The organism is Roseibium sp., from assembly GCF_025698965.1.
Taxonomy (GTDB): Bacteria; Pseudomonadota; Alphaproteobacteria; order Rhizobiales; family Stappiaceae; genus Roseibium.
Genome location: NZ_JAILWL010000025.1, coordinates 1 through 24771 on the forward strand (window position 1 = coordinate 1; position 24771 = coordinate 24771).

Annotated in this window: 22 protein-coding genes and 1 pseudogene; 7 read left to right on the forward strand and 16 right to left on the reverse strand. The window is 55.8% G+C overall.

Annotation, left to right across the window (positions count from 1 at the left end):
• Positions 1-200 (reverse strand): annotated as a pseudogene (locus tag K5905_RS03660) (hypothetical protein); the annotation flags it as partial.
• The gene (locus K5905_RS03665; protein WP_297580420.1) at positions 197-1129 is read right to left on the reverse strand and encodes a fatty acid desaturase; all 933 of its coding nucleotides are present in this window, start codon (positions 1127-1129) and stop codon (positions 197-199) included. The gene K5905_RS03665 and the pseudogene K5905_RS03660, both read right to left, overlap by 4 nt.
• Positions 1130-1412: 283 nt before the next feature.
• On the opposite strand from K5905_RS03665, the gene K5905_RS03670 reads away from it, so the two are divergent.
• The gene (locus tag K5905_RS03670; RefSeq protein WP_297580422.1) at positions 1413-2744 is read left to right on the forward strand and encodes an FAD-binding oxidoreductase; all 1332 of its coding nucleotides are present in this window, start codon (positions 1413-1415) and stop codon (positions 2742-2744) included.
• Positions 2745-2844: 100 nt separating this feature from the next.
• On the forward strand, positions 2845-3966 hold the full coding sequence (locus tag K5905_RS03675; RefSeq protein ID WP_297580424.1) for an ATP-dependent RecD-like DNA helicase: 1122 nt from the start codon (positions 2845-2847) through the stop codon (positions 3964-3966).
• Here the strand turns inward: K5905_RS03675 and K5905_RS03680 are convergent.
• The gene (locus tag K5905_RS03680) at positions 3950-4597 is read right to left on the reverse strand and encodes a TetR/AcrR family transcriptional regulator (protein WP_297580426.1); all 648 of its coding nucleotides are present in this window, start codon (positions 4595-4597) and stop codon (positions 3950-3952) included. The genes K5905_RS03675 and K5905_RS03680 overlap by 17 nt on opposite strands.
• A gap of 397 nt (positions 4598-4994) precedes the next feature.
• Here K5905_RS03680 and K5905_RS03685 point away from each other — a divergent pair, with 397 nt between their 5' ends.
• The 3 genes from K5905_RS03685 (at position 4995) to K5905_RS03695 (ending at position 8901) form a co-directional block, all read left to right on the forward strand.
• Positions 4995-7427 carry a Tex family protein gene (locus K5905_RS03685; RefSeq protein ID WP_297580428.1) on the forward strand — a complete coding sequence of 811 codons (2433 nt, stop codon included), beginning with the start codon at positions 4995-4997 and terminating at the stop codon, positions 7425-7427.
• Positions 7428-7564: 137 nt separating this feature from the next.
• Complete coding sequence (locus K5905_RS03690; RefSeq protein ID WP_297580430.1) at positions 7565-8260, forward strand: DUF2270 domain-containing protein; 696 nt, start codon at positions 7565-7567, stop codon at positions 8258-8260.
• Between the two features lie 215 nt (positions 8261-8475).
• Positions 8476-8901, forward strand: a complete 426-nt coding sequence (locus K5905_RS03695) for a GNAT family N-acetyltransferase (RefSeq protein ID WP_297580431.1) — start codon at positions 8476-8478, stop codon at positions 8899-8901.
• A gap of 54 nt (positions 8902-8955) precedes the next feature.
• On the opposite strand, the gene K5905_RS03700 is transcribed toward K5905_RS03695, so the two are convergent.
• Positions 8956-10197, reverse strand: coding sequence for an FAD-binding oxidoreductase (locus tag K5905_RS03700; RefSeq protein WP_297580433.1), 1242 nt, complete (start codon positions 10195-10197; stop codon positions 8956-8958).
• A 197-nt stretch (positions 10198-10394) separates the two neighbouring features.
• Between K5905_RS03700 and K5905_RS03705 the strand changes: the two genes are divergently transcribed.
• Positions 10395-11036 (forward strand): GntR family transcriptional regulator, encoded by a 642-nt coding sequence (locus tag K5905_RS03705; RefSeq protein ID WP_297580435.1) that lies wholly within the window; start codon positions 10395-10397, stop codon positions 11034-11036.
• Between the two features lie 70 nt (positions 11037-11106).
• Positions 11107-11544 carry a GNAT family N-acetyltransferase gene (locus tag K5905_RS03710; protein ID WP_297580437.1) on the forward strand — a complete coding sequence of 146 codons (438 nt, stop codon included), beginning with the start codon at positions 11107-11109 and terminating at the stop codon, positions 11542-11544.
• 13 nt (positions 11545-11557) lie between these two features.
• On the opposite strand, the gene K5905_RS03715 is transcribed toward K5905_RS03710, so the two are convergent.
• The 12 genes from K5905_RS03715 to K5905_RS03770 all read right to left on the reverse strand — a co-directional run.
• Complete coding sequence (locus K5905_RS03715; RefSeq protein ID WP_297580439.1) at positions 11558-12226, reverse strand: MIP/aquaporin family protein; 669 nt, start codon at positions 12224-12226, stop codon at positions 11558-11560.
• An 11-nt stretch (positions 12227-12237) separates the two neighbouring features.
• A complete protein-coding gene (locus K5905_RS03720; RefSeq protein WP_297580441.1) occupies positions 12238-12729 on the reverse strand; it encodes an arsenate reductase ArsC in 492 nt (163 codons plus the stop codon).
• Positions 12730-12761: 32 nt separating this feature from the next.
• Positions 12762-13112, reverse strand: a complete 351-nt coding sequence (locus K5905_RS03725; protein WP_297580443.1) for a helix-turn-helix transcriptional regulator — start codon at positions 13110-13112, stop codon at positions 12762-12764.
• Between the two features lie 58 nt (positions 13113-13170).
• Complete coding sequence (locus K5905_RS03730) at positions 13171-14511, reverse strand: MFS transporter (RefSeq protein ID WP_297580445.1); 1341 nt, start codon at positions 14509-14511, stop codon at positions 13171-13173.
• Between the two features lie 75 nt (positions 14512-14586).
• Complete coding sequence (locus K5905_RS03735; RefSeq protein WP_297580446.1) at positions 14587-15417, reverse strand: ABC transporter ATP-binding protein; 831 nt, start codon at positions 15415-15417, stop codon at positions 14587-14589.
• On the reverse strand, positions 15418-16254 hold the full coding sequence (locus K5905_RS03740) for an ABC transporter ATP-binding protein (RefSeq protein ID WP_297580447.1): 837 nt from the start codon (positions 16252-16254) through the stop codon (positions 15418-15420).
• Between the two features lie 4 nt (positions 16255-16258).
• Positions 16259-17188 (reverse strand): ABC transporter permease subunit, encoded by a 930-nt coding sequence (locus tag K5905_RS03745; protein WP_297580448.1) that lies wholly within the window; start codon positions 17186-17188, stop codon positions 16259-16261.
• A 15-nt stretch (positions 17189-17203) separates the two neighbouring features.
• Positions 17204-18211: an ABC transporter permease subunit gene (locus K5905_RS03750; RefSeq protein WP_297580449.1), complete on the reverse strand. Its 1008-nt coding sequence runs from the start codon at positions 18209-18211 to the stop codon at positions 17204-17206.
• A 117-nt stretch (positions 18212-18328) separates the two neighbouring features.
• Positions 18329-19933: an ABC transporter substrate-binding protein gene (locus K5905_RS03755; RefSeq protein ID WP_297580451.1), complete on the reverse strand. Its 1605-nt coding sequence runs from the start codon at positions 19931-19933 to the stop codon at positions 18329-18331.
• A 296-nt stretch (positions 19934-20229) separates the two neighbouring features.
• The gene (gene glpK / locus K5905_RS03760; protein WP_297580453.1) at positions 20230-21729 is read right to left on the reverse strand and encodes a glycerol kinase GlpK; all 1500 of its coding nucleotides are present in this window, start codon (positions 21727-21729) and stop codon (positions 20230-20232) included.
• A gap of 74 nt (positions 21730-21803) precedes the next feature.
• On the reverse strand, positions 21804-23324 hold the full coding sequence (glpD, locus tag K5905_RS03765) for a glycerol-3-phosphate dehydrogenase (RefSeq protein WP_297580455.1): 1521 nt from the start codon (positions 23322-23324) through the stop codon (positions 21804-21806).
• Between the two features lie 178 nt (positions 23325-23502).
• A partial coding sequence (locus K5905_RS03770) for a mechanosensitive ion channel domain-containing protein (RefSeq protein ID WP_297580457.1) occupies positions 23503-24771 on the reverse strand: 1269 nt, incomplete at its 5' end.

Below are 24771 nucleotides of genomic sequence, written 5' to 3' on the forward strand. Positions count from 1 at the left end.
TGGGTCAAAAGGACCCCGGGCTGCTCCCAGATACCTGCCTCATCCAGGCCTTCCGGCCACGGCATCAGGTCTGACGGCTTCAATCCGAGTTTTTCTTCAAGTGCTGCATGCAATGCCTGCTCCAGCACCGCGGTTGCAGCACGGACTTCCGGCCAGTCATACATGGATAATCGAACGGGATAATATCCCGGGCCGCTCAAGAGACTGCCTCGTTGGAGTTTTGGACCGGATGAGGCGCTGTGCGCCGAAGCGGATGCGCAACCGGTTCCTTGGCCTTGAACAGATAATGTTTTGCCATCTCCAGATAACTGGCAAAAACATATCCCTCATTGCGGCGCTGCCAGTCTTCTCGAGCGTTCCTGTAGATCCCAGGCAACTGATACCAGGGTGCGCGCGGATGAGCGTGATGCACCACGTGGAGATTGTTGTTCAGGAACAGAAGTGAAAAAATTGGACAGAACTCCACGATGACAGAACGCGCCTCGGCATGTTCATGGGCCCTGTGCTCCGCGTAGGTTCGCAGCATCAGCAGGCTCATTCCTGGATAAGCGATCGCAATAGCATAGAGCCAAATCGGCATACCGCCAACGACAGTGATGAACAGCATGACCGGCATCAGGCCAGTGATATGGTGCAGCCAGGCTCGCATAACCGCCTTGTCTCCAGATCTCAGCATCCGGATTTCCGAGCCGTAGAAACCGATCAGCGACACCGCCGGACCGATGATCAACCTGCCCAGCAATGTGTTGTTGAGCTTGAGGATCTGTTTGATGATCACTGGCAGACTGTCCCAGTCCCGCCACGCGAGATAAAACGTCTCCGGATCGTCATAGGGATCGGTCAGCCGGTCGTTGTTGTGATGTCGAAGGTGCAAGGACTTGAATCTGCGGTAAGGAATGAACAGTCCCAGGGAACAATAGACAAGAGCTTCGTTCATTGCAGGGTTTCGGGTCGGATGCCCGTGAAGAACTTCGTGTTGCAGGGAGGACTGCAAAGTCACCGCGATCGCTGCAATCGGACAGATGATCCATCCAAGTTCCGAATAGAAGCCAACGAGCAGCATCCATGTTGTCGCCGTCGCTGATATCAAGGCCAGCGTTGGCCATTCCCCCAATTTCACGCCCCGCACATTTTGCTCCAACTGTTTGATATTTTGACAAAATCGTTTTTGTTTTTCTCAGTCTGAGTGCGCCGGGCGTTGATTTCAATTTGAGACTTAGGAACAAAATCAGCAGAGTTTTACAAAATCATCATTGTGGTGATATTAAAAACATTTGGTGACTGATTACCACAATACGAAGGCAGAATTCACAATGATTGACTATTTCAGAACAGAGGATGGCGCATATTCTTCTGGACAGATCTACCCATGTCCATTGTCCTGAGAAGGACTCTTTTCAAGGAATCGGATCATGCCTCTTGCGCCTTCATCGGACGACGCAAAAACCCAGTTTGACGCCATTATTATCGGCGCTGGAATCATTGGATGCGCCATTGCGCACAACCTGTCCCTCAAGGGTTTCAGAACTCTGAACATCGACGCGTTGCCTGCTGCGGGTTACGGCTCCACGTCAAGTTCCGCCGCAGTGATCAGAACCTATTATTCCACGCTGGATGGAACAGCGATGGCCCTTGAAGGCTATAACGACTGGAAGAACTGGCCGGCGAATCTGGGTGCGGATACTTCGGACGAACTCGCCCGTTTTGTGGAAACCGGAACGATTCTCATGAAAACCGACGGCGACAAGACGCTGGAGCACATTCTGAGGCATGCAGATACACTGGGTGTCGAATATGAACACTGGTCTGGGGAGCAGATCGTAAAACACCTGCCGGGTTACAATCTGGACCGCTTTGGCCCGGCCAAATCCATGGACGACGATGATTTTGGAACACCCACTGGCGGCAGGATAGAAGGAGCCGTCTATTTTCCTGCGAGCGGTTATGTCGATGATCCGCAATTGGCAGCGCGGAACCTGAAGGAGGCCGCTGCACAGCAGGGCGCTGTTTTCCTGTTCAACAAGAAGGTCGTTGAAATTCCGGTTGAAGACAATCGTGTGACGGGTGTTGTCTGTGAAGATGGGCAGGCCTTCAGCGCAGGCATTGTCATCAATGTCGCCGGACCGCACTCGGGCAAGGTGAATGCACTTGTGCAAGGTGATGTCGGGCTGAGGATCGGCCATAGCCCCCTCCGGCAGGAGGTGGTGCAGATCAAACCGCCTGAACGTCTCCAATACTCGCGCAAGGGGCTGATTGTGGCCGACGCGGACGTTGCCTGCTACGTCAAACCCGGCAGCGGCGGACAGCTGATGATCGGCAGCCTGAACCCGTCCTGCGACCCTCACATCGAAGAGGACCCGGACGATTTCCGGAGAGATCTGACCGATCGTGCCCTGACCTATGCTTATCGTTATTCTCAGCGACTTCCGGAACTCGGTGTGTCTCAGCATCCTCTCGGTGTTGCAGATCTGTATGACGCCACCGAAGACTGGTTGCCTATTTATGACCGCAGTGACGTGGACGGCTACTACCTGGCCATCGGCACCAGCGGCAATCAGTTCAAGAATGCGATGGTTGCCGGTCGCCTGATGACGGAACTCATCGATTACTGTGAAAGCGGCAACGATCATGACAACGCGCCATTGCAGTTCCCGTTGCAACATGTCGACCACACCATCGACACTGCGACCTTCTCCCGGAAGCGCGAACTGACGAAGGATAGTTCCTTCTCCGTGCTTGGGTAGTCCGCGCGACGACCGGTGCGACGGAGAACGGAATTCGAACTTGGCTGAAATACGCAAATCAGGGTAAGCAACCGGGTCCGCATATGTGAGGAGCGATTCCGTGGCCTGGTCCCCGCAACAAGATGAAGCGCTGAAAGAAACCGCCGCCTGGCTGAAGCGCGGCGACCGGCAGGTATTCCGGTTGTTCGGCTTCGCAGGGACCGGCAAGACGACCCTCGCTCGCCATCTGGCTGAAGGAATTGACGGCGACGTCTGCTTCGGTGCCTTCACCGGCAAGGCGGCGCATGTCTTGCGCCAAAAAGGGTGTGAGGACGCGGGCACTATTCACTCGCTTATTTACCGTCCGCGCTCTGCCAAGGAAGAGGACGACCTGGACGACGATGAGGATGATGCCGGTCCGCAATTTGCCATCAAGCGTGACAGTGCTGCGGCAACCGCAAGCCTGATTGTCATCGATGAATGTTCGATGGTGGACGAAGAACTCGGTAAGGACCTTCTGTCTTTCGGCACTCCGGTCCTGGTCCTGGGAGATCCTGCGCAGTTGCCCCCGGTCAAGGGCGGGGGCTATTTTACAGAGGCCGAACCGGACGTAATGCTGACGGAAGTGCATCGCCAGGCTCAGGACAACCCGATTGTGCGCATGTCCATGACAATCCGGGATGGCGGCACACTCGATTATGGCGAATTCGGCGAGAGCAAGGTCATTCATCGCCGCGAGATCGACAAGGATCAGATCCTGTCGTCGGACCAGGTCCTGGTCGGAACCAACAAGACCCGTCGCCTCTACAATGGCCGGATACGGGAACTGAAGGACTTCACCACACCGATGCCCGCGGTCGGTGACAAGCTTGTCTGCTTGCGAAACGACAAGACAAAGGGCCTTTTGAACGGCGGACTCTGGACGGTGAAACGCTTGCGTCAGCCGCGCGGCAACACCTTGCGCTTCGATGTCGTCTCCGAGGATGAGATCAGCAGAACCAACGTCAAGGTGAAAGTATTGCCGTCCATGTTCGAGGACGGTGCAGAAAGCATTCCATATGCGATCCGCCGCAAGGCCGACGAATTTGACTACGGCTATGCGCTGACCGTGCACAAGGCACAGGGTTCACAGTGGGACGATGTAATCCTGTTTGACGAAAGCTGGGCTTTCCGCGAACACAAGAGCCGTTGGCTTTATACGGCCGTGACCCGCGCCGCAGAGCGCATCACTGTCGTAAGATAGGTGCGTTTGGAACATCGAAGAGAAGTTCGGCCGATCCGCTCACCGGCAAAGTACTCAAGCCCGTCTCGATAAAGGTCTTCAGTTCCACATCGGAGATGCCACTGCGACCAAGCATTGCAATGGCCGAGAACTGGCCGTCCAGAAAAGTTGCGGCGCGATCGACATCTGCATCCGCTGGCATTTCGCCGGCAGCGACAGCCTTCAGCAGACGCTCCTTGATGCCTGTGTACCGGGACTCCCTCAAACTGTTGACCAGCTCCTGATGCCGCTCGGAGCCGTAAGCACAATCGACCTGGGCATTCACCAGAAAACAGCCTGAAGGCGTGTTCTGATCCAGCGTTAGGTCTGCAACCGCCCCCAGGAAGTCTCGAAAATCCTCCACATAGTGCTTTCTGGCAGCTTGAAGCTGCGAGAAAACCGGACCGCCATAGGCTTGGAAATAATGTAGAAGCGCCTTTTCAAACAGTGCTTCCTTGTCCCCGAACGCAGCATAGAGGCCCGGCTTGGCCATTCCCGAGACATCCGCAAGATCGTTCATCGACGTACTTGAATAGCCGTTTTGCCAGAACGCAATCATGACCGAATGAAGGGCTTCTTTTGTGCTGACTTTTCTCGGCCTTCCACGTGCCATCAGTCTGCGCTCCTTTTAAGCAAACCGGATAATTGAATCGTATTGCCTTTAGTGTTCGGATGCACCGGTTGCGGTGCCCCAACCACTCCTCATGGAGTTGGCAATCCCGACAATCTGATCAACGATATATGTAATTATAGAACATAGAATACGCAATTTATTGCATTCCGTTCAAGACGTACGGCAATTCTAGCGCCAGGTGCAATCTGAAACCCGTTTTCGTGACTGTCGAGCATCGACAAAGCGGATCGCTGTTTCAGAATTTTCCTCGAGCCTCGCGATTTTTGCCAAGCACAGGTAATTGGCAGTGGACGGAGCCGTGTGGTCTCTTTTCCGCCTGATTAAGGCGGAATATCTTCTGCGGCTCAAACTTCCAATCTCGAAAGTCACTGCGTAAATGGTCAGCCTCACGAATACGGACACTACTTCAGCAGACTCCAAAGCTGCTCTATCCGCCGACACGGCGCTGCGCATCGCTCATCGGATTGCCGATGAAATCGGCTGCAAGGCTGGACAGGTGAACTCGACCGTACAGCTGCTGGATGAAGGGTCGACGGTGCCCTTCATCGCCCGGTACCGCAAGGAAGCAACAGGCGGTCTCGATGACAGTCAGCTACGTAAACTGGAAGAACGGCTGATCTACCTCCGGGAGTTGGAAGACCGGCGTGTTGCGATCACCAGATCGATCGACGAGCAGGGCAAGCTGACCGATGCCCTGACCGCAAGCATCCAGGCGGCGGAAACAAAATCGCAGCTGGAAGATATCTACCTGCCGTTCAAGAAAAAACGGCGTACCAAGGCGCAGATCGCCCGCGAGGCCGGACTTGAACCGCTTGCAGATCTCCTGCTCGAAAGTCCGGCCAAAACCCCCGAGACGGAAGCGTCCGGCTTTGTTGACGAGGCCAAGGGCATTGCCGACACCAAGGCCGCTCTTGACGGTGCCCGGCAAATCCTGATGGAGCGGTTTGCCGAAAACGCAGAACTGGTCGGGCGCCTGCGCCGCCATGTGGAAGAGCGTGGTGTTGTCCAGTCCAAGCTGATTGACGGGATGGCGGACAAGGGCGCGAAATTCGCAGATTATTTTGACTATTTTGAAAAATGGTCGAAAATTCCGAGCCACCGCGCGCTGGCTTTGTTCCGCGGCCGCAATGAGGGCATCTTGTCTGTCGACCTGACCGTTGACGCCGACGACGTGTCGCCGGTGCTGCCAGCAGTCAAGATGGTCGCAGATACATATGGAATTGCCGATCACGGCCGACCGGCGGACAAGTGGTTGATGGAAGTTGCCCGTTTTGCCTGGAAGGTGAAGCTCGCCCTCCATCTGGAGCTCGACCTGATGGGTGTTCTGAGGGACAAGGCCGAGGAAGAAGCTATCCAGGTATTCGCCAAGAACCTGAAAGACCTGCTCCTGGCCGCCCCGGCGGGTGCAAAGTCGACGCTTGGCCTGGACCCGGGGATCCGCACGGGAGTGAAAGTCGCTGTGGTGGACGACACCGGCAAGCTGGTCGATACCGCAACGATTTACCCCTTTCAGCCGCGCAACGATGTTTCCGGATCTCGCGCCACGCTGCTCGCGCTGATCGCCAAGCACAAGGTTGGCTTGATCGCCATCGGCAATGGCACGGCCAGTCGCGAGACGGACAAACTCGCCGGCGATGTGCTGACCGATATTCCCGCCGGCCAGCGACCGGTTAAAGTCATCGTCAACGAAGCCGGGGCTTCGGTCTATTCAGCCTCCGAGCTGGCAGCAAAGGAAATGCCGGATATCGATGTTTCCCTGCGTGGCGCGGCCTCCATTGCCCGGCGCCTGCAGGACCCGCTTGCGGAATTGGTGAAGATCGAACCGAAGTCCATCGGCGTTGGCCAGTACCAGCATGACGTCAACCAGACCAAGCTTGCCCGCGCACTCGATGCGGTGGTCGAAGACGCGGTGAACGCGGTTGGCGTTGACCTCAACACCGCCTCACCGGCCCTGCTTTCGCGAATTTCTGGTCTGTCTGAAAGCCTCGCCAAAGCCGTGGTTGAACACCGCGACTCCATTGGACGCTTCGACAGCCGCAAACAATTGAAGGAAGTTCCGCGCCTTGGTGCCAAGGCATTTGAGCTTTGCGCGGGTTTCCTGCGCATCAATGACGGCAAGGAACCGCTCGATGCGTCTTCGGTTCACCCGGAGGCCTATCCACTCGCCAAACGTATCGTCAAAGCCTGCGGCCGCGATGTTCGCCAGATCATGGGCGACAACTCCCTTCTAAAGGGCCTGGATCCGGCAGAATATACAGACGAAAAATTCGGCCTGCCGACCGTCAAGGATATTTTCTCAGAACTTGAAAAGCCGGGCCGGGATCCGCGGCCGGAATTCAAGACGGCAGCTCTTCAGGACGGCGTCGAGGAAATTTCCGATCTGAAACCGGGCATGAAGCTGGAAGGCACGGTTACCAATGTCACCAATTTCGGAGCCTTTGTGGATGTCGGTGTCCATCAGGACGGTCTGGTGCATGTTTCCCAGCTTGCCGACCGCTTCGTCGACGATCCTCATCAGGTCGTCAAGGCGGGAGACATCGTCAAGGTAACCATCCTGGAAGTGGACGTGCCGCGCAAACGCATTTCCATGACGATGAAATCACAGGCCGACTACCAGGGCCAGCGAGAACGCTCCGACCGCGACCAGCGTGGGCAAGGCCGGGGTCCGGGAAGCAATCGTCCGGGAGGCAATCGTTCGGGCGGCAACGGTCCCCGTGGTGGCAGTGCACCGAAAGGCTCCGGCGGTGACGGTGGCAACAACGCCATGGCCGCGGCGCTTGCAGCCGCCATGAACAAGAAGCGGAAGTAGCTTTTTCCAACAGCCTGTTTCGCAGCAACTGGAAGAGGCTGATGCAATCTCTTCTGGGTGATCTCGATAGCTGACCTCGACCCGGTTCGACTTTGCGTCTAAGCTTTCCCTGAAGGACGTGACACGAGGGTTACGGCATGCCGGGGGAGACAGGCGAAAAGAGTGTTGACGAGAGGCTTCACCAGGACATGGACTCCGGGACACTTGGCGCGCTTGCGCATCTCTACCGGGCTGAAGTTTTTCGAAGCACTCACTGGCGAACCCGCTTGGACAACACCACCAACTGGGCAGTCGTGACCACCGGCATTGCCTTGTCGGCAACCTTTTCCAACAGGGATGCCTCCCCCCTGCCGATGGTGTTGGTCGGCCTGCTGGTCACCGTGTTCCTGATTTTCGAAGCCCGCCGCTATCGCTACTACAACATGTTCCGCGCTCGGGCACGGCTACTGGAATCTGATTTTTATGCGCCGATACTCCACGGCCACAGACTGTCCATGACCGGGAACTGGAGCACTTTGCTCGCCGATGATTACGAGATGCCCCATTATCACATCAGCCTTGTACGGGCTGCCGGAAGGAGACTGCGAAGCAATTACTCCTGGATCCTGGCCATTCAGGCCGTGGCCTATTACGGCAAGATAGCCATTCATCCCGTTCCGCTGACCAACATTGCAGAAGCCTTTGAACGTGCAGCCATAGGTCCTATCCCTGGCAGTCTGGTCATGCTGGCAGGTGTTGGTTTCCATGTCGGCTGGGTGATTTTTGCAATCGTCACACTAAGGCTCGATCAGATCTATCGCGCACAGCGGCAATCGCCGATGCAACAGGTCTGAGCCCGGCACCTACCTGCTGTGCGTTTCGAAACCGCACCCTTCATGCTAGCCTGACAAAGCAGACTTCGGAGATTTTATGTCCTGACCCTTCGGGCACCAACGGGTGTCCATCAGCAACCTGCTTCCTGACTAAACAGGCGGCACTTGCCGAACCCTAGAGAAGAGTTTTCAAACCGGTCAGTATCCTTGACCGGAACAGGACGGACGTTTCCAAAATGATTAGACCCTATGTCAGTGAAGACACTGACGCGATCCTGCACATCTGGCGCATCGCCAGCGAATTCGCGCATCCGTTTCTGGATGATGACTTTCACGACATGGCTGCAAACGCGATCCGTGATGTCTATTTGCCAAAGGCGGACACCTTCGTCGTCGTAATCGACGATGTACCAGTGGGCTTCATCGCTCTTCTTGAAAATCAGATCGGCGGACTTTTTCTTGATCCCGCATTCCACGGTCAGGGCCTTGGCCGCAGCCTTGTGGACCATGCGGTGAAACTGAAAGGCCCTTTAACGGTTGAGGTTTTCAAAAACAACAAGGTAGGACGGCGTTTTTACGCGGCCTACGGCTTTCACCAGACCGGCGAATGTCTGCATGACATGACCGAGCAGTTGACATTGAAACTGGCAATGGTGCGATAAGCCCCGAAGCGGCGGCCATTGGCCGCCGTTTTCACCAAATGTCGAAGACCTCGCTTAGAAACGGTCCGCCGCAAAAGGTTTGACATCAATCACGGATGTCTTGCCTTCGATCATGTCGGCAATCAGTTCTCCAGTGACTGCAGCTTCCGTCAAACCGTGATGGGCATGACCGAAAGCATAAAAGACGCCTTCATGCTTTGACGCTGGTGATATGACCGGCAGACTGTCCGGGATCGATGGCCGATACCCCATCCATCGCTCACCCCCGTCGGTCTTCAGGCCCGGATAGAACAACCGCGCCTTGGTCACCATGGCATCGACGCGCTTCCAGTTCGGCGACAGTTTGAGACCGCCGAATTCCACCGCCCCTCCAACTCGTAAACCTGTCGACAACGGGCTCACAACAAAGCCGTGCCCGGGCAGCATGATCATTCGTTTGACTGTCACGCCCGGGCTCGGGATCGTGATGTTGTATCCCCGTTCCGTATCGAGCGGAATGCTGTCGCCGAGCTGCCCCGCAAGAGACTTCGACCACGCCCCACAGGCAATCACCAGCCGCTCGGCCGCAATCTGCTCTCCCGATTTGAACAAAAGAACGCATCCCCTGTCCGTCGGTTTTAATCGACCGATCTCGGCAACTGCAAATTCAACCCCCTGAGATCTTAGCCAGTCGGCAAGGGAGAGGCACAGAAGCATCGGGTCATCGACCTGCATCCAACCCGGAACGAAACCGCCACCGATGACACGATCGGACAGATCAGGTTCCAGGTCTCTGATAGCGCCAGCATCGAGTTGCTCGATTTCGATACCGAAGGCACGCTGCTCCTGCCACCCTGCCTGAGCCTTTGTCAATGAAGCCTCGGTATCGAACACCTCCAGACAGCCATCACGCCGAACCTGATTATGCGTGCCGGACACCCGCCACAGACGCTCCCAGGCGGGTAAAGCGGCACCATTCAGATCCGCAAGAGCTTTCGTACTGCGCCTCATTTGCCGGGAATTCGAGGCTGCCATGAAACGAAGCATCCAGGGCAGTATTTTCAATGCGTATGCTGGCCGGACAGTCAGCGGCCCAAGCGGGTCGGCGATCCACCTCATCGCCTGTTTCCAGAGCCCAGGCGAGGCCAGCGGAGCAACATCGGTCCAGGCAATCGCACCCGCATTGCCGCGGCTTGCCCCCGCTGCAGGCCCTTCCCGGTCCACAATCGTTACATCGAAACCACGTTGTAGAAGATTTGCGGCAACAGCCATGCCAATAATACCGGCTCCTGCCACGTAAATACGCCCTTTGCTCATCAGTGAGTTCAAGCAAGCTTTTTCAATTTTTGCAATAGCGGGAAAGACTTGGCTGAGAAGAACTCACCGGTTCGAACACCTCCTGAGTGTTCCGGGCAAGGGAGACAGACAATTTACACATCTTGAAACCAGATCTTTCCTTAGATCGACCAGTGATATATCTATAATACATCTGAATTCAGAGGATCACTTGTTTGATGACGACGGAAATGAGCCAATCGGCCCAGGCTTACCGACATCTGGAAGAAGGCATAGTCACCTTGAAACTGAAGCCGGGTGAAGCGGTGACGGAAGTGGCGCTTGCACAACGGCTCGGGCTGGGTCGAACGCCCATCAGAGAAGCGCTTCAACGCTTGAGTTGGGAAGGTCTTTTGACAATTCGCCCGCGCCTAGGGGTCATCATTGCAGAAATGAACCCCTCAGACTTCATCAAGGTACTCGATGCAAGACATGCCCTGGAGCGCCTTGTGGCCGGATCCGCGGCACGTCTGGCCAGCCAGGAAGAACGCAAGACCTTGGAGAGATGTGCGGAAGACATGCGAGAAGCGGCATCCATACCTGACGTCGAAGAATATCTGCGTCTGGACAAGGCCTTTGATGAGGTCGTTTCCCAGGCTGCCTGCAATCCGTTTGCCGCCAAGGCGCTTGCTCCCCTGCAGACCCAATGCAGACGCTTCTGGTTCAAGCATTTTGGTCAGGCCGATCTCAATCCGGCTGCATGGAGCCACCTTGAAGTCATGCAGGCGATCGCCGCCGGAGATGAAAAAACCGCGATGGAGGAAGTCGAAAATCTCATGTTCTATCTTCGGCGCCAGGCGACAGCTCTCCTGAGCACTTAATATGCGCGCGGGATTTCTAAGGAGGAGTTGATGGCATTCGCATCATTCCAAGCTACGCCGGGAGCCAGCCGTGACTTCATTCAAATTGTCAATTGCCACTGAAGCCGAAAGTGACGCGACAGCTGCAGAAATCGAGCGCAAACTTTTGACTTCGCTTGCACAAACAAATGCCCAGTCACGTAATGAATCCTTTGTGCTTAAATCCACATCTGACACTGGACAATTGCTTGGTGGACTGACTGCCTCCAGCTCTTACGGTTGGTTGTTGATCAAGACGCTCTGGGTCGACGACCTCTTTCAAAGAACCGGTCTCGGCAGCAGGCTGGTTGCTGCCGCCGAACAGAAAGGACGCGAGCTTGGCTGTTTCAATGTCTGGCTGGACACTTCAAGTCCACCCGCCCACGCCTTCTATCTCAAGCTGGGTTATCACGACTTCGGCATGCTCGAAAACGGACCGGATCAACCACCGGCGGAGCATCGCCGGTGGTTCATGAGGAAGCCACTCTAGGGCCGGTTGAGTTTCAGGCTTTTTCTGACTTCAGGAGCCAGGTGAACAATGCCAGAGCCAGGGCAGCGCCGGCAAATTCGGCAAGGACAAATCCCGGCAGGTCGACGGGACGTATGCCTGCGAACGTGTCGGTGAAGCTGCGCGCGATCGCCACGGCAGGATTGGCAAAGGAGGTCGAGGCCGTAAACCAATAGGCAGCAGTGATGTAGAGACCGACGAGCCAGGGAACCGCACTTTCCCGGAAGCGGATACCGGCCAGAATGCTGGCCAGGAGCCCGAAAGTTGCCACGACTTCCGCAACCCATTGTGCAGAGCCCGTGCGCACCGTGGTCGACGCCTGCCAGACCGGCAGATCGAACATCACATGCGCGATCAGAGATCCGCAAATTCCTCCGGCAATCTGCGCGGTAATATAGGCAATACCGACACCGAACGGGAGCTCGCGACGCAGCCAGAACACAAACGAAACCGCGGGATTGAAATGCGCCCCGGAGATCGGTGCAAGCATGGTGATCAGAACCACCAGAATGGCCCCGGTCGGGATGGTGTTGCCAAGCAGTGAAACCGCAACATCATCGGACAGGTTGTCGGCCATGATACCGGACCCGACCACAGTGCCCACAAGCATGGCGGTTCCGAGCGCCTCAGCCACAAGGCGCCGGGAAAGACTGAATTCAGACATGTCGTTAATCCCTAGTCATCGACTGCCGCACCAATGGCTGCAAGCCGGCTGTTGCCGTCTTTGGCGGAAAAGACGCCGTCTCCAAGTGAGAGCATGGCGTTGATACGGAATTCCAGACGCTCGTAAGCCAGATCAAATGCTTTCGCACGTGTTGCCTCGTCCCCATCGACGGACGCCGGATCGGGAATGCCCCAATGCACGACAAGCGGGTGCCCCGGCCAGACGGGACAGGCTTCTCCGGCTGCGTTATCGCAAACGGTTACGATGAGATCCATTTCAGGGGTACCTGGTCCGGAAAACTCTTCCCAGCTTTTGGATCGATAACCTTCAGCCGGTAGTCCATGCCGTGCCAGACAGGCCAGCGCATCCGGGTTCACTGTTCCCCTTGGCGTTGACCCCGCAGAGAAAGTGGTGAATTTACCTCGCCCCAAATGACGCAGCAATGCCTCACCCAGCACTGAACGGGCCGAATTGGCCGTGCAGACAAACAAAACGTTACGCATTTAAAGTAATTGCCCCACCTGATTTTGGCGTCTTAACAGGCCTCGTCTTCAGCGGAAGTCTTTGTGGCCATATTGATGATCGGTGCGCAGAGTTCGGGATTGCCACCGCAGCAATCCTGCAGCAGATAGGTCACCAGAAACTGCATTGTGCCGAGATCCGCACGATAATGTATTGAGCGCCCGTCCCTCTCCGAATTCACAAGGCCGGACTGAGACAGGATACCCAAGTGGGTCGACAGGGTGTTTGGACGCACGTGGAGTGCACCTGATATAGCTCCCGCGGACAGCCCTTCTTTTCCTGCCTTCACCAAAAGGCGAAAGACATCGAGGCGTGTTTCCTGACCGAGGGCAGCCAATGCATCCATGGCGTCTTCTTTTCTCATAGTTCGATAATACCCGAAATAACGAATTGTTCAACTCATGAATAACGATCTTTCTACTTCAAAACCCGCGAAATGCGAACAAGGCGTGGATCATGACCAGAATTGAAAGCACCGCTGTAAGCCCGAAAACCATCTGATAACCTCCAAGGGCGAAGGCCGCGCTGGATGCCGCAAGTCCGACGGTTCCTCCGATAATCTGGGAAGTCATTGCAATACCGCCGCCTTGGCCGTGTTTGTATTCCGGTAGGGCTTCGGCGATCGCTGCCCGTGTCGGCGTGAACAAAAACGGGAAAGCAAGCCCGGCGACCAACAGGCCGGGTGCAAACACGAAGACATTCTTCATGGGTTCTGTAACCAGAAGCCAGGTAAACGACACGATCAACACCAGTGTTCCAAAAACAACCAGGCGGCGCTTCGGTGTCTTGTCGGCAAGCTTTGCACAAATCGCGGCTGTCACTGGCTGCAGGGCCGGAGCCAGCATGACCAGGAAACCTGCCATAAGCGGGCTGAGTTTCAGATCCGTTTGCGCATAAAGCGCGACGAATACAAACAGTGGCATCTTCGCAAACTGCGCCAGAAAAAGAACCAGGTTGCTTCCGGCGAAAACCGGACTGGCGAACAGGCGCACTTCGATCAGCGGAACCTGCAACAGTGTCTCGACCCAACAGAAGATGGCCAGCAGAACAAATCCTGCGATCAGACAGATCCAGATCGCGGGACTGCTCCAACCCCAACTGTCTGCCTCCATCAAGGCAAAGACAGCCAGGCACATGCCGGAAGCGATCAGAACCAGGCCAAGCCAGTCGATCCGGCGACCCGCTGGCCTCTCGACATCTCGCCAGGTAATGGCAACGATGATACCAACAGCCAGCGCAAAAAACGGGTTGATCCAGAAGATCCACCGCCAGGAGAGCAGGTCTGTAAACAGCCCTCCCACCAGTGGACCGAGTGCAAGAAAAGTTGTGCCGACCGCTCCACTTGTCGCAAGAGCCGAACCTCGCCTTTCCTTCGGGAACGTTACGGTGATCATCGCCAGAAAAATCGGAAAGATAACCGCAGCGCCGACGCCTTGAAACGCACGGGCAATGATCAACGCTTTGCCGGAAGGTGCAAATCCGCAGGCGATGGAGCAGATCGCGAAAAGTGCAAGCCCAATCAGAAAAACCCGCAACATGCCGAAAAGGTCGGCCAGTTTGCCACCGACCGCCACAAGGCAGGCAAATGACAGCAGATAGGCATTCACCACCCAATGGGCGTCATTGTCGGAAAGGTCGAAACTATCCTGAATGGTGGGCAGCGCAATTCCAACCACCGTTTCATCCAGCAAGACCAGGCCCAATACACAGCTGACCGCGCCCAGCAACCACCATTTCCGGTTCGTCTGTGTGATGAAAAACAAGAAAAGCTCCCGAACAGTCTTCGGGAGCTTATCTGAACCGGACCGACCCGGGAACTGTTGATAGTCCCGGAGCGATCAGGCCGCCTTGGCGGCCAGTCGCTTCTTGATACTCTCGACGTCAGCCTGAGGCGTCGCCGCAAACAGCGTCTTGGTGTAGTCATGCTGCGGGTTGTCGAACACCTCTTCCCGCGTGCCGTATTCGACCACTTCGCCGAAATACATCACCATGACTTTGTCCGCGATATACCGCACCACCGACAGGTCATGCGAAATGAAGACATAGGTCAGCCCCATTTCGTCCTGAAGGTCCGCAAGTAGATTGAGGATCTGCGCCTGAACGGAAAGGTCCAACGCGGAGACCGGCTCATCAAGCACAAGCAGCTTCGGCTTCATCATGATCGCACGCGCAATCGCGATACGCTGACGCTGGCCACCGGAGAACATGTGCGGATAGCGGCCATAATGTTCCGGCTGCAAACCCACTTTCTGCAGCATCTGCAGGGCGAGATCGCGACGTTCGGATGACGGCATGTCCGTATTGAGCAGCAGCGGCTCTTCCAGGACATGACCGATCTTCTGGCGCGGATTGAGCGAACCGTAAGGGTTCTGGAACACAATCTGCACCTTCTGACGCATTTCCTTGGAAATGCCGGTTTTGGAAATGTCGATCGGCAGGCCGTCAATTTCGATAGAGCCGGAAGTCTGCGCATCGATCATGGTCAGCATGCGGGCAAGCGTAGACTTGCCACAACCGCTTTCCCCGACGACTGCAAGCGTCGAACCGCGTTCGACATCCAGGCTGACGCCTTTCACCGCCGTCAGTTGAGATGCCTTCTTGAACAGGCCGCCCTTGATGTCATACGTCCGGTAGACATCGCGGACCTTGAGAATCACATCGTCGGACATCTAGAAGCCTCCCGCTTCTGCAAAGTCACTCACCGTCGGCAACCGGTCGCCGGTCGCATTTTCCGGCAACGCGGACAGAAGAGCCTTGGTGTAAGGGTTTTGCGGGTTTTCAAAGAGGGAAAGCACATCGGCTTCTTCCATCTTGCGGCCCTTGTATTGAACGATCACGCGATCCGCGGTTTCCGCCACAACACCCATGTCATGCGTGATCATGATGAGGCCCATGCCGCTGTCCTGCTGCAGCTTCACGAGAAGATCCAGAATCTGCTTCTGAATTGTCACGTCCAGCGCCGTTGTCGGCTCGTCCGCAATCAGCAGCTTCGGCGAACAGGCAATCGCCATCGCGATCATCACACGCTGGCACTGCCCACCGGACATCTGATGCGGAAAGGCGTTCAAACGGCCAGCCGGGTCGGGAATACCAACCGATGTGAGCAGCTCGATCACGCGATCCTTGATCTGCTTGCCCTTCAGCTCCGTGTGGGCCTTCAGGGTTTCGCTCAGCTGGAATCCAACCGTGAAGCAGGGATTGAGGCTGGCGATCGGCTCCTGGAAGATCATGGAGATATCCCGGCCGATCACCTTGCGCTTTTCCTTTGCAGAAAGGGTTCGAAGATCGAGACCTTCAAACTCCATCTTGTCGGCGGTGATCGTCGCGCTGTCAGGAAGAAGGCCCATGGTTGCCAGCATGGCAACGGACTTTCCGGAGCCAGACTCCCCAACGATCGAAAGCACTTCACCGGCATCGACCTTGTAGTCGACGCCGTCCAGCGCCTTGAACGGGCCTTTGGCAGTGTCGAACTCGACCTTCAGGTTTCTGATTTCAAGAAGAGACATGAGTTTAGCTCCTCTTCAGTTTCGGATCGAGCGCATCGCGCAGGCCGTCGCCGACCAGATTGATGGCAAGAACGGTGATCAGGATTGCAAGGCCCGGGAACGTGACCACCCACCAGGCGCGCAGAATGAATTCACGCGCTTCTGCAAGCATTGTGCCCCATTCCGGTGTTGGCGGTTGCGCGCCCATGCCAAGGAAGCCCAGTGCCGCTGCATCAAGGATCGCATTGGAGAAGGACAGCGTTGCCTGAACGATCAGCGGAGCCAGGCAATTCGGCAGAATTGTCTTGAACATCAACCGCAAATGACCGGCACCCGCCACTTTCGCTGCAACCACATAGTCCCTCGATCGTTCGGACAGGACGGCTGCGCGGGTGAGACGGACAAAGTGCGGCTGCAGGACAATCGCGATTGCGATCATCGCATTGATCAGGCCCGGACCCAGAATGGCCACAAGCACCAGGGCGAGCAGCAGTGACGGAAAGGCCAGGATGATGTCCATGATACGCATGATGAACGTATCAACGGAACCGCGCATGTATCCCGCGACAACACCGATTACGATACCGCCGGTAAGCGCGATGGTGACGACCATGACACCCACGAGCAAGGACAGCCGTGCACCAAAAATCAGGCGGGAGAGAATATCCCGGCCCACCGCATCGGTTCCAAGGATGAAGGTAGCCTTTCCGCCCTCTTCCCAGAATGGTGGGACGAGAAAGCTGTCCCGATACTGGAAGTCGGGGTTGTGCGGTGCAATCAGCGGGGCAAGCACGGCGGTAAGAACCAGAAGTGCAAAAACCACCAGGCCGACAACCGCGCCTTTGTTCTGCGAGAAGTAATACCAGAATTCGATCAGCTGCGCCTTGGTGGCATTGCGGCTTTCCGCTTCCAGTTTTGATGTATCGGCCTTCGTGGCCGGGGACGTGTTTGTCATGTTCTAACCCTCGGCTCAGTGATGGCGGATACGCGGATTGATCAAACCGTAGAGCACGTCCACGATCAGATTGACCAGCATGATGATACCGGCGATCAGCAGCAGACCGCCCTGAACGACCAGATAATCCCGGCGGGAGATACTGTCGACCAGCCATTTCCCAACCCCGGGCCAGGAGAAAATGGTCTCCGTCAGGATCGCGCCCGCAAGCAGCACACCAACCTGCAGTCCGATGGTGGTCACAACCGGGATAAGCGCATTCCGCAGGGCATGCAGTCCGATCACCGCACGTGGCGGCAAACCTTTTGCCCGGGCTGTGCGCACATAGTCTTCACCCAGAACTTCAAGCATGGCGGAACGGGTCTGGCGCGCGATCACCGCAAGAGGAATGGTCGCCAGCACGATCGACGGCAGGATCAAATGCCGGACCGCAGACAGAAAGGCGCCCTTTTCCCCTGACAGAAGACTGTCGATCAACATGAACCCCGTCACCTGCGGGAAGAAGAACATCAGTGAAATTCGCCCCGAAACGGGCGTCCAACCCAAAATGCCCGAAAAGAAGATGATCAGCAGAAGGCCCCACCAGAAGATCGGCATGGAATAACCGACAAGTGCGGTTCCCATGATCGCCTGATCCGCGATCGATCCACGTTTCACGGCGGCGAAGATGCCGGCGGGAATTCCAACACAAACCGCGATGATGATGGCGCAAAGAGCCAACTCGGCAGTTGCCGGAAACAAGGTCATAAACTCGTCCAGGACAGGCTTTTTGGAGACGAATGAAATGCCAAGGTCACCTTGGAAGATGCCGAGGATGTAGTCGAGATACTGTTGCCAATAGGGTTTGTCGAATCCCAGTTGGCGCAAGACCTCGGCCCGTCGCTCGGGCGAGATACCGCGTTCGCCGGCCAGAAGTTCAGCCGGATCCCCAGGCAACATACGAATAAAAAGGAAGGAGACCAGGGTGACGCCGATAAACGTCGGTATCAACAGGCCGAGACGGCCTAGAAGAAAACGGAGCATGTCAGGTTCCAGATACGAAGAACCAGTGGATCCAGTCACGTAAGATGAAAGCATCCACCGGTCATAATGTTTGAAGGCGCCGGCATTACTGCCAGCGCCTCCCTAAATCAAGCGGTTTTATTCCGCAATGTCTACGCCGTCGAACCAATGGCCGCCAAGCGGATCCATCACATAACCAGTGACCTTGGAGGACATCGGCATGAAGACGACGGAGTGAGCGATGGTTGCCCAAGGAGCTTCTTCCTTGAAGACAGCCTGCGCTTGTTCGTAGAGCTTTGTACGCTCACCCTTGTCGGTTACGGTCTTCGCTTTCTGGATGAGAGCTTCGAAGTCGTCGTTACACCACTGAGCACGGTTGGAACCACCGACACCGTCACAGCCGAGAAGAACGGCCAGGAAGTTGTCCGGGTCACCATTGTCACCGGTCCAGCCGAGAAGGACAGCTCCGTCACGCGCTTCGTCCTTGGAACGGGAAAGATACTCACCCCATTCGTAGGAAACGATTTCGACGTTGACGCCAACATTCGCGAAGTCAGCCTGAATGACTTCCGCCATGCGGCGGGCATTCGGGTTGTACGGACGTTGAACCGGCATTGCCCAGATTTTCATGGACAGGTCGGACACGCCGGCACCAGCCAGCATTTCCTTGGCCAGTTCCGGGTTGTAGTCATCGTCTTCGATGGCTTCGTTGTAGGACCACATGGTCGGCGGGATCGGGTTCTTCGCTGCCTGACCAGATCCCTGGAAGACGGCATCGAGAATCGCCTGCTTGTTGATCGCGTGGTTCAGCGCCTTGCGGACTTCCTTCTTGTCGAACGGAGCCACTTTGGTGTTGTAGGCAAGGTAACCGACGTTCAGGCCCTGCTGTTCCATTAGCGTCAGGTTGCCGTCGTCACGGATATCGGCAATATCGGCCGGTGCCGGATACGGCATCACGTGACATTCACCTGCCTTCAGCTTTTGCAGGCGAACCGCAGCGTCCGGCGTGATGGCAAAGATCAGGTTGTCGATCTTTTCCTTGCCATTCCAGTAGTCAGGATGAGCCGCATAGCGGATCACGGCATCTTTCTGGTAACCGACGAAGGAGAACGGACCTGTACCAACTGGCTGCTGGTTCATCTGTTCCTTGGTGCCGGCTGCTTCCAGCTGAGCGGCATATTCAGCCGAAACGATCGACGCGAAGTCCATTGCCAGGTTGGCAACCATCGGAGCTTCCGGACGGTTCAGAACGAACTTAACCGTGTGATCGTCAACCTTCACGATCTCCTTGATGAGATCCGGCATGGACATGCCGTTGAAGTATTCCCACGCAGTGCCCGGTGTATATTCGTGCCACGGATTGTCTTTCTTGAGCTGACGCTCGAAGGAAAAAATCACGTCGTCGGCGTTGAATTCACGAGTCGGTGTGAAGAAGCTGGTTGTGTGGAACTTGACGCCTTTACGCAGGTTAAAGGTGTATTCCAGACCGTCTTCGGAGACTTCCCAGCTCTCTGCCAGACCGGGAATCACTTCAGTCGTGCCGCGCTTGAACTCGACAAGCCGGTTGTAGAGCGGCTTGGAGGACGCGTCGAAAGTAGTGCCCGCTGTGTAAAGAGCGGTATCGAAGCCTTCAGGAGACCCTTCTGAGCAATAAACCAGAGTTTTTGCGGAAGCGCCGCTTGCCGCAATCACAGCCAGGCTGGCGCCAAGAAGGGTTGCCTTCAAGGATTTTTGGAAATTCATCAAACTGTTCTCCCCTTGATGAAGAGCAAGGGCCTTGCATCGTTGAACCGTGCAAAGGAGTTAAGCCCAAGCCAGCGCAAACTAAGGCGTTTTTTCGGCAGAAAATCAACCACCAACATATTTCTAATTTGGGGCCTGTTTTGAAATATTTTTGCTAGGTAAGCTTTACTGCCGTAAATTTTTAATCCGTTAGGATTAACAGATTAGAAACTCATACCGTTACGACATCAATATTCGAATTTTACTAACTTATTGAAAACAAAAGGCTCTCGCTATTACGAGAGCCTTTCAAATCCTCAACCCTGGGCAGTACGGGTTCGAGCAACGGCATTTCGCCACCCTGAGAGCAATCGTTTACGTTCTTCCTCATCAAGCCCGGGTTCAAATCTTTTTTCCAACTTCCATTGTGCGGAGAAGGCTTCTTGACCCGGCCATATGCCGGCCTTCGATCCGGCGAGCCAGGCTGCCCCCAACGCGGTCGTCTCCGGAACGGTCGGCCGGTCGACGGAGGCGCCCAGAATGTCGGCAAGAAACTGCATGGTCCAATCCGACGCAGTCATGCCACCATCAACCCGCAGAACCGGTTGCTCCGCTCCGGCTTCCGACCAATCCGCCCGCATGGCATCCACCAGATCGCTTGTCTGGTAGCCGACGCTTTGCAGAACCGCCTTTGCAATTTCCTTCGGTCCGGTATTGCGCGTCAGACCGAACATCGCGCCTCTAGCATCAGCATCCCAATGAGGCGCTCCCAACCCGACGAAAGCAGGGACGAGATAAACATCCTGATTGGGATCCGCCTGCTCGGCAAGAGACTGGGTATCGCCAGCGCTTTCGATCAGACCAAGACCATCGCGCAACCACTGAACAGCAGCACCAGCAACAAAGATCGACCCTTCCAGGGCATAGGTTGTTTTGCCATCCAGCCGATAGGCAATCGTGGTCAGCATCCGGTTGTTTGACCGAACCGGCTCATCACCGGTGTTCATCAAGGCAAAACAGCCCGTACCATAGGTGGATTTAACCATACCCGGCTCAAAACAGGCCTGCCCCACGGTGGCCGCCTGCTGATCGCCTGCGACACCCAGTATGGGCAATGAGCGACCGAACAGATCCGGCGCTGTCGACCCGAAGTCGTCTGCGCTGTCCTTGACCTCGGGAAGAAGGTTCAAGGGGATGTTCAAAAGCTCACAAAGTTCCTCATCCCACGCATTTTCATGAATGTTGTAGATCAGCGTCCGGGCAGCATTTGTTGCGTCGGTCACATGCTTGGCACCACCCGTCAGCTGCCAGATCAACCAGGTATCGACCGTTCCGAAGACCAGTTCGCCACGCTCCGCACGCGCACGGACCCCGTCAACGGTGTCCAGGATCCAGGCGATCTTGGTGCCGGAAAAATAAGGATCGAGCAGCAGGCCGGTCTTTGCCGTAAACTTTTCCTCAAGACCCCGGGCCCGCAGTCCGGCGCAGAAATCGGCGGTACGACGATCCTGCCAGACAATCGCGTTATAGACCGGTTCACCTGTAGTGCGGTCCCAGATCAGGGTTGTCTCGCGCTGATTGGTGATGCCGATTGCGGCAACCGCGTCACCACCTGCCGGAGCCTTTTCCATGGCTTCCCTGCAGACCCTCAGCGTGCTTGTCCAGATATCCGCAGGCGAGTGCTCAACCCATCCCGACTTCGGGAAATGCTGCGGAAATTCCTGCTGGCTCACGCTGATGGGACTAAAATCATCGCCGAACACAATCGCCCGGCTTGATGTTGTGCCCTGGTCTATTGCCAAAACACATCCGGCCATGGCGCACCTCCCAATTGATTTTGCTTTATTCAAGAAAACTGCCGGCAAGGCCGGCAGGTCAGATCATCCGGAAACTATGCCGCAGCGCCGGCCCGGTCTGCAAGATAGTCGGACATGTAAGTATCAAGGTCAGCAGCTTCCTCTTTGCTGAGCCTCAAGCCTAGCTTGGACCGGCGCCACAGCAGATCCTGTGACGTACGCGCCCATTCGCGCTCGATCAGCCATTTCACTTCCACCTCATAGAGGTTGTAGCCAAAGCAGCGCCCGAGATCCGCAACGGTCCTGGCCTCTCCAAGAAACAGTCGCGCATCGGTTCCGTAGTGCCGGATCAACCGGGTTGCAAAGGTCTTGTCCAGGAATGGGAAGTCCTTTTGCAGATTGGCGACCTGGTCGTCGAATTCATCGACCTTGAAATCACCCCCTGGCAACGGTGCGTAGGCTGTCCAAACGCCGCGCTTGAAAGGCAGATACGGTTCCAGCTTGGCAAGCACCTGTTCGGACAATTTGCGGTAGGTCGTGATCTTTCCACCAAAGACCGACAGAACGGCGGGATTGTCTTCGCCGCCCTCCAGCTCCAGCACATAATCGCGCGTTGCAGCCTTGGCATCTTTGGCACCGTCATCATAAAGAGGACGGACACCGGAATAGGTGTGAACCACATCGTCCGGTGCAATCGACTTTTCCAGATACTCGCTGGCGGCCTTGCAAAGATATTCAATCTCGTCCTGCGAGATCTGCACTTCACCCAGCTCGTCGTGATAATCGACGTCTGTCGTGCCGATCAGCGTGAAGTCGGTTTCATACGGAATTGCGAAAACAATCCGACCGTCTCCGTTTTGGAATATGAAACACCGGTCATGATCAAACAAGCGCGGCACAATGATATGACTGCCCTTGACCTGACGGATCTTTGAATTGTTGTTCGTCCCGGCAACCCGGTTCAGGGTTTCGGCAACCCAGGGGCCTGCGGCATTCACAAGAACGCTTGCCGTGACCGTCTGCTCTTCACCGGAGGTCATGTCCTTGAGAACCACGGACCAGACAGTGCCGTCGCGGCGTGCACTGATACATTTGGTACGCGTCAGGACTTTTGCGCCACGGTCCGCCGCATCCCTTGCATTGAGAACGACAAGGCGCGCATCGTCCACCCAGCAGTCCGAGTATTCAAACCCCTTCCGGAACAGCTTTTTCAGCCCCTGTGAATAAGGTGCCTGGTCCAGCCGTACGGTCTTTGTGGCAGGTAGAAGTTTGCGTCCACCCAGGTGGTCATAAAGAAATAGACCAAGACGCAGCAGCCAGGCAGGCCGAAGGTCCTTGTGATGCGGCAAAATGAAACGCAGTGGCCAGGCGATATGGGGAGCAGCACGCCACAAGACTTCGCGCTCCTTCAACGCCTTCCGTACGAGATTGAACTCGTAGTATTCCAGATACCGTAGCCCACCATGGATCAATTTGGTCGAGGCTGAAGACGTTGCGCCTGCAAGATCTCCCATTTCGGCCAGGAGTACCGACGCTCCACGCCCAACGGCGTCGCGGGCAATCCCGGTCCCGTTGATGCCTCCACCAATAATCAAAAGATCGTAGTCAGCCGCCATATGTCAGTCTCCGGCTCGAACGCGCCTGTAATCGAAAGGGTAAAATGAAAATAAAACGAAACCTGACGAAATTCAATCAACAATTTTGCATACGAGATTCCCGCGTTTTGACAGGCTGCGCACGCGCGCAACCTGCAAACCCGCCCTGTGCTTGCAATACATTAAGGCATTGAAAATATTAATGCTCCGCATCTTCTGCAGGAGCATCATCCGTCAATTCGTTCGGTTTCGGCTTTAGCTTCGAATCGCGTTTCGAATTATTCGCCTCTTCCACAAAAGGCGGTGTTGCCGCATGATATGTGACTTGCGGGAACGGTATTTCGATGCCTTGCTCATCAAACACCTGCTTGATGAACTCGTTGTAAGCGCGACCAACCGACCACTGATCTCCCGGTGTCGTTTTGATGCGCGCGCGGATATCGATCGAGCTCGCGGCAAAAGTGGTTACACCGTGCATCTCAAGATCGCCGTAGATCTTGGACTTGAAATCTGTTTCCTGCAGTCGCCGGAAGGCTTCAAACATAGCCTCCTTGGCAACGGCAATGTCGGTATCATAGGAAACACCGATCAGCGCGACGTGATAAGAGAAGCCACGCATGAAGTTGGAGACCATATCAACCGAGGAGAACGGGATGATATGCGTTGTTCCATCGAGATCACGCATACGCACGGATCGTATTGTGATCCCTTCAACCGTCCCGGTGATACCGGCGACCGTCACCACATCACCTTCATTGATCGCATTTTCTATCTGAATGAAGGCACCGGTAATGATGTCCTTGACAAGGGTCTGCGCTCCGAAGGAAATTGCCAGACCGACAACGCCGGCACCTGCGATCAGCGGTCCGATATTGACACCGACTTCGGACAAGGCCAGCAGAAACGCCATCACCAGAATAACAACCGTGAATGCATTCCGGAACAGCTGGAACAGCGTCCGCTCGCGAGCGCTGACAATATATCCGGCCCTCGACTGAAGGCGCAGATCCACCCAGGACATCACGGCCAGCCAGATGACAAAAGCCACCAGCAGAACGAAGAAAGCTGCGCTGTACTTGCTGACCAGTTGCGAGCCGGCATCACTGACGAGCCAGTCAAGCACGCCCAGGACACCCCAGATATCCAGAAGCAGCAGGAACGTACCCAGAAAAACGACGAGGCGGATGATTTTCAGCAAGCGCGGTACAAAGGCATTCAATCGGTACTGAAGGGCCGGCAGCTTCTCCTGAAGGTTCGGAGGCAACCTGATGCCGCCCTTGATTGCCCGTGTCATGACGAGAGAGAGCGCCATCCCGGCCATTATCGTCACAATCGAAAGACCCGTGGCCCGCAATATGATGGTTGTTGCATCGAATGGGCGCGTCACCCAGACAAGAAAGACCGCAATAATGTAACCATAGGCCCCAAGGTGCCAGAGATTGCCAAGGTTCGACAAAGCTCTTTGCGC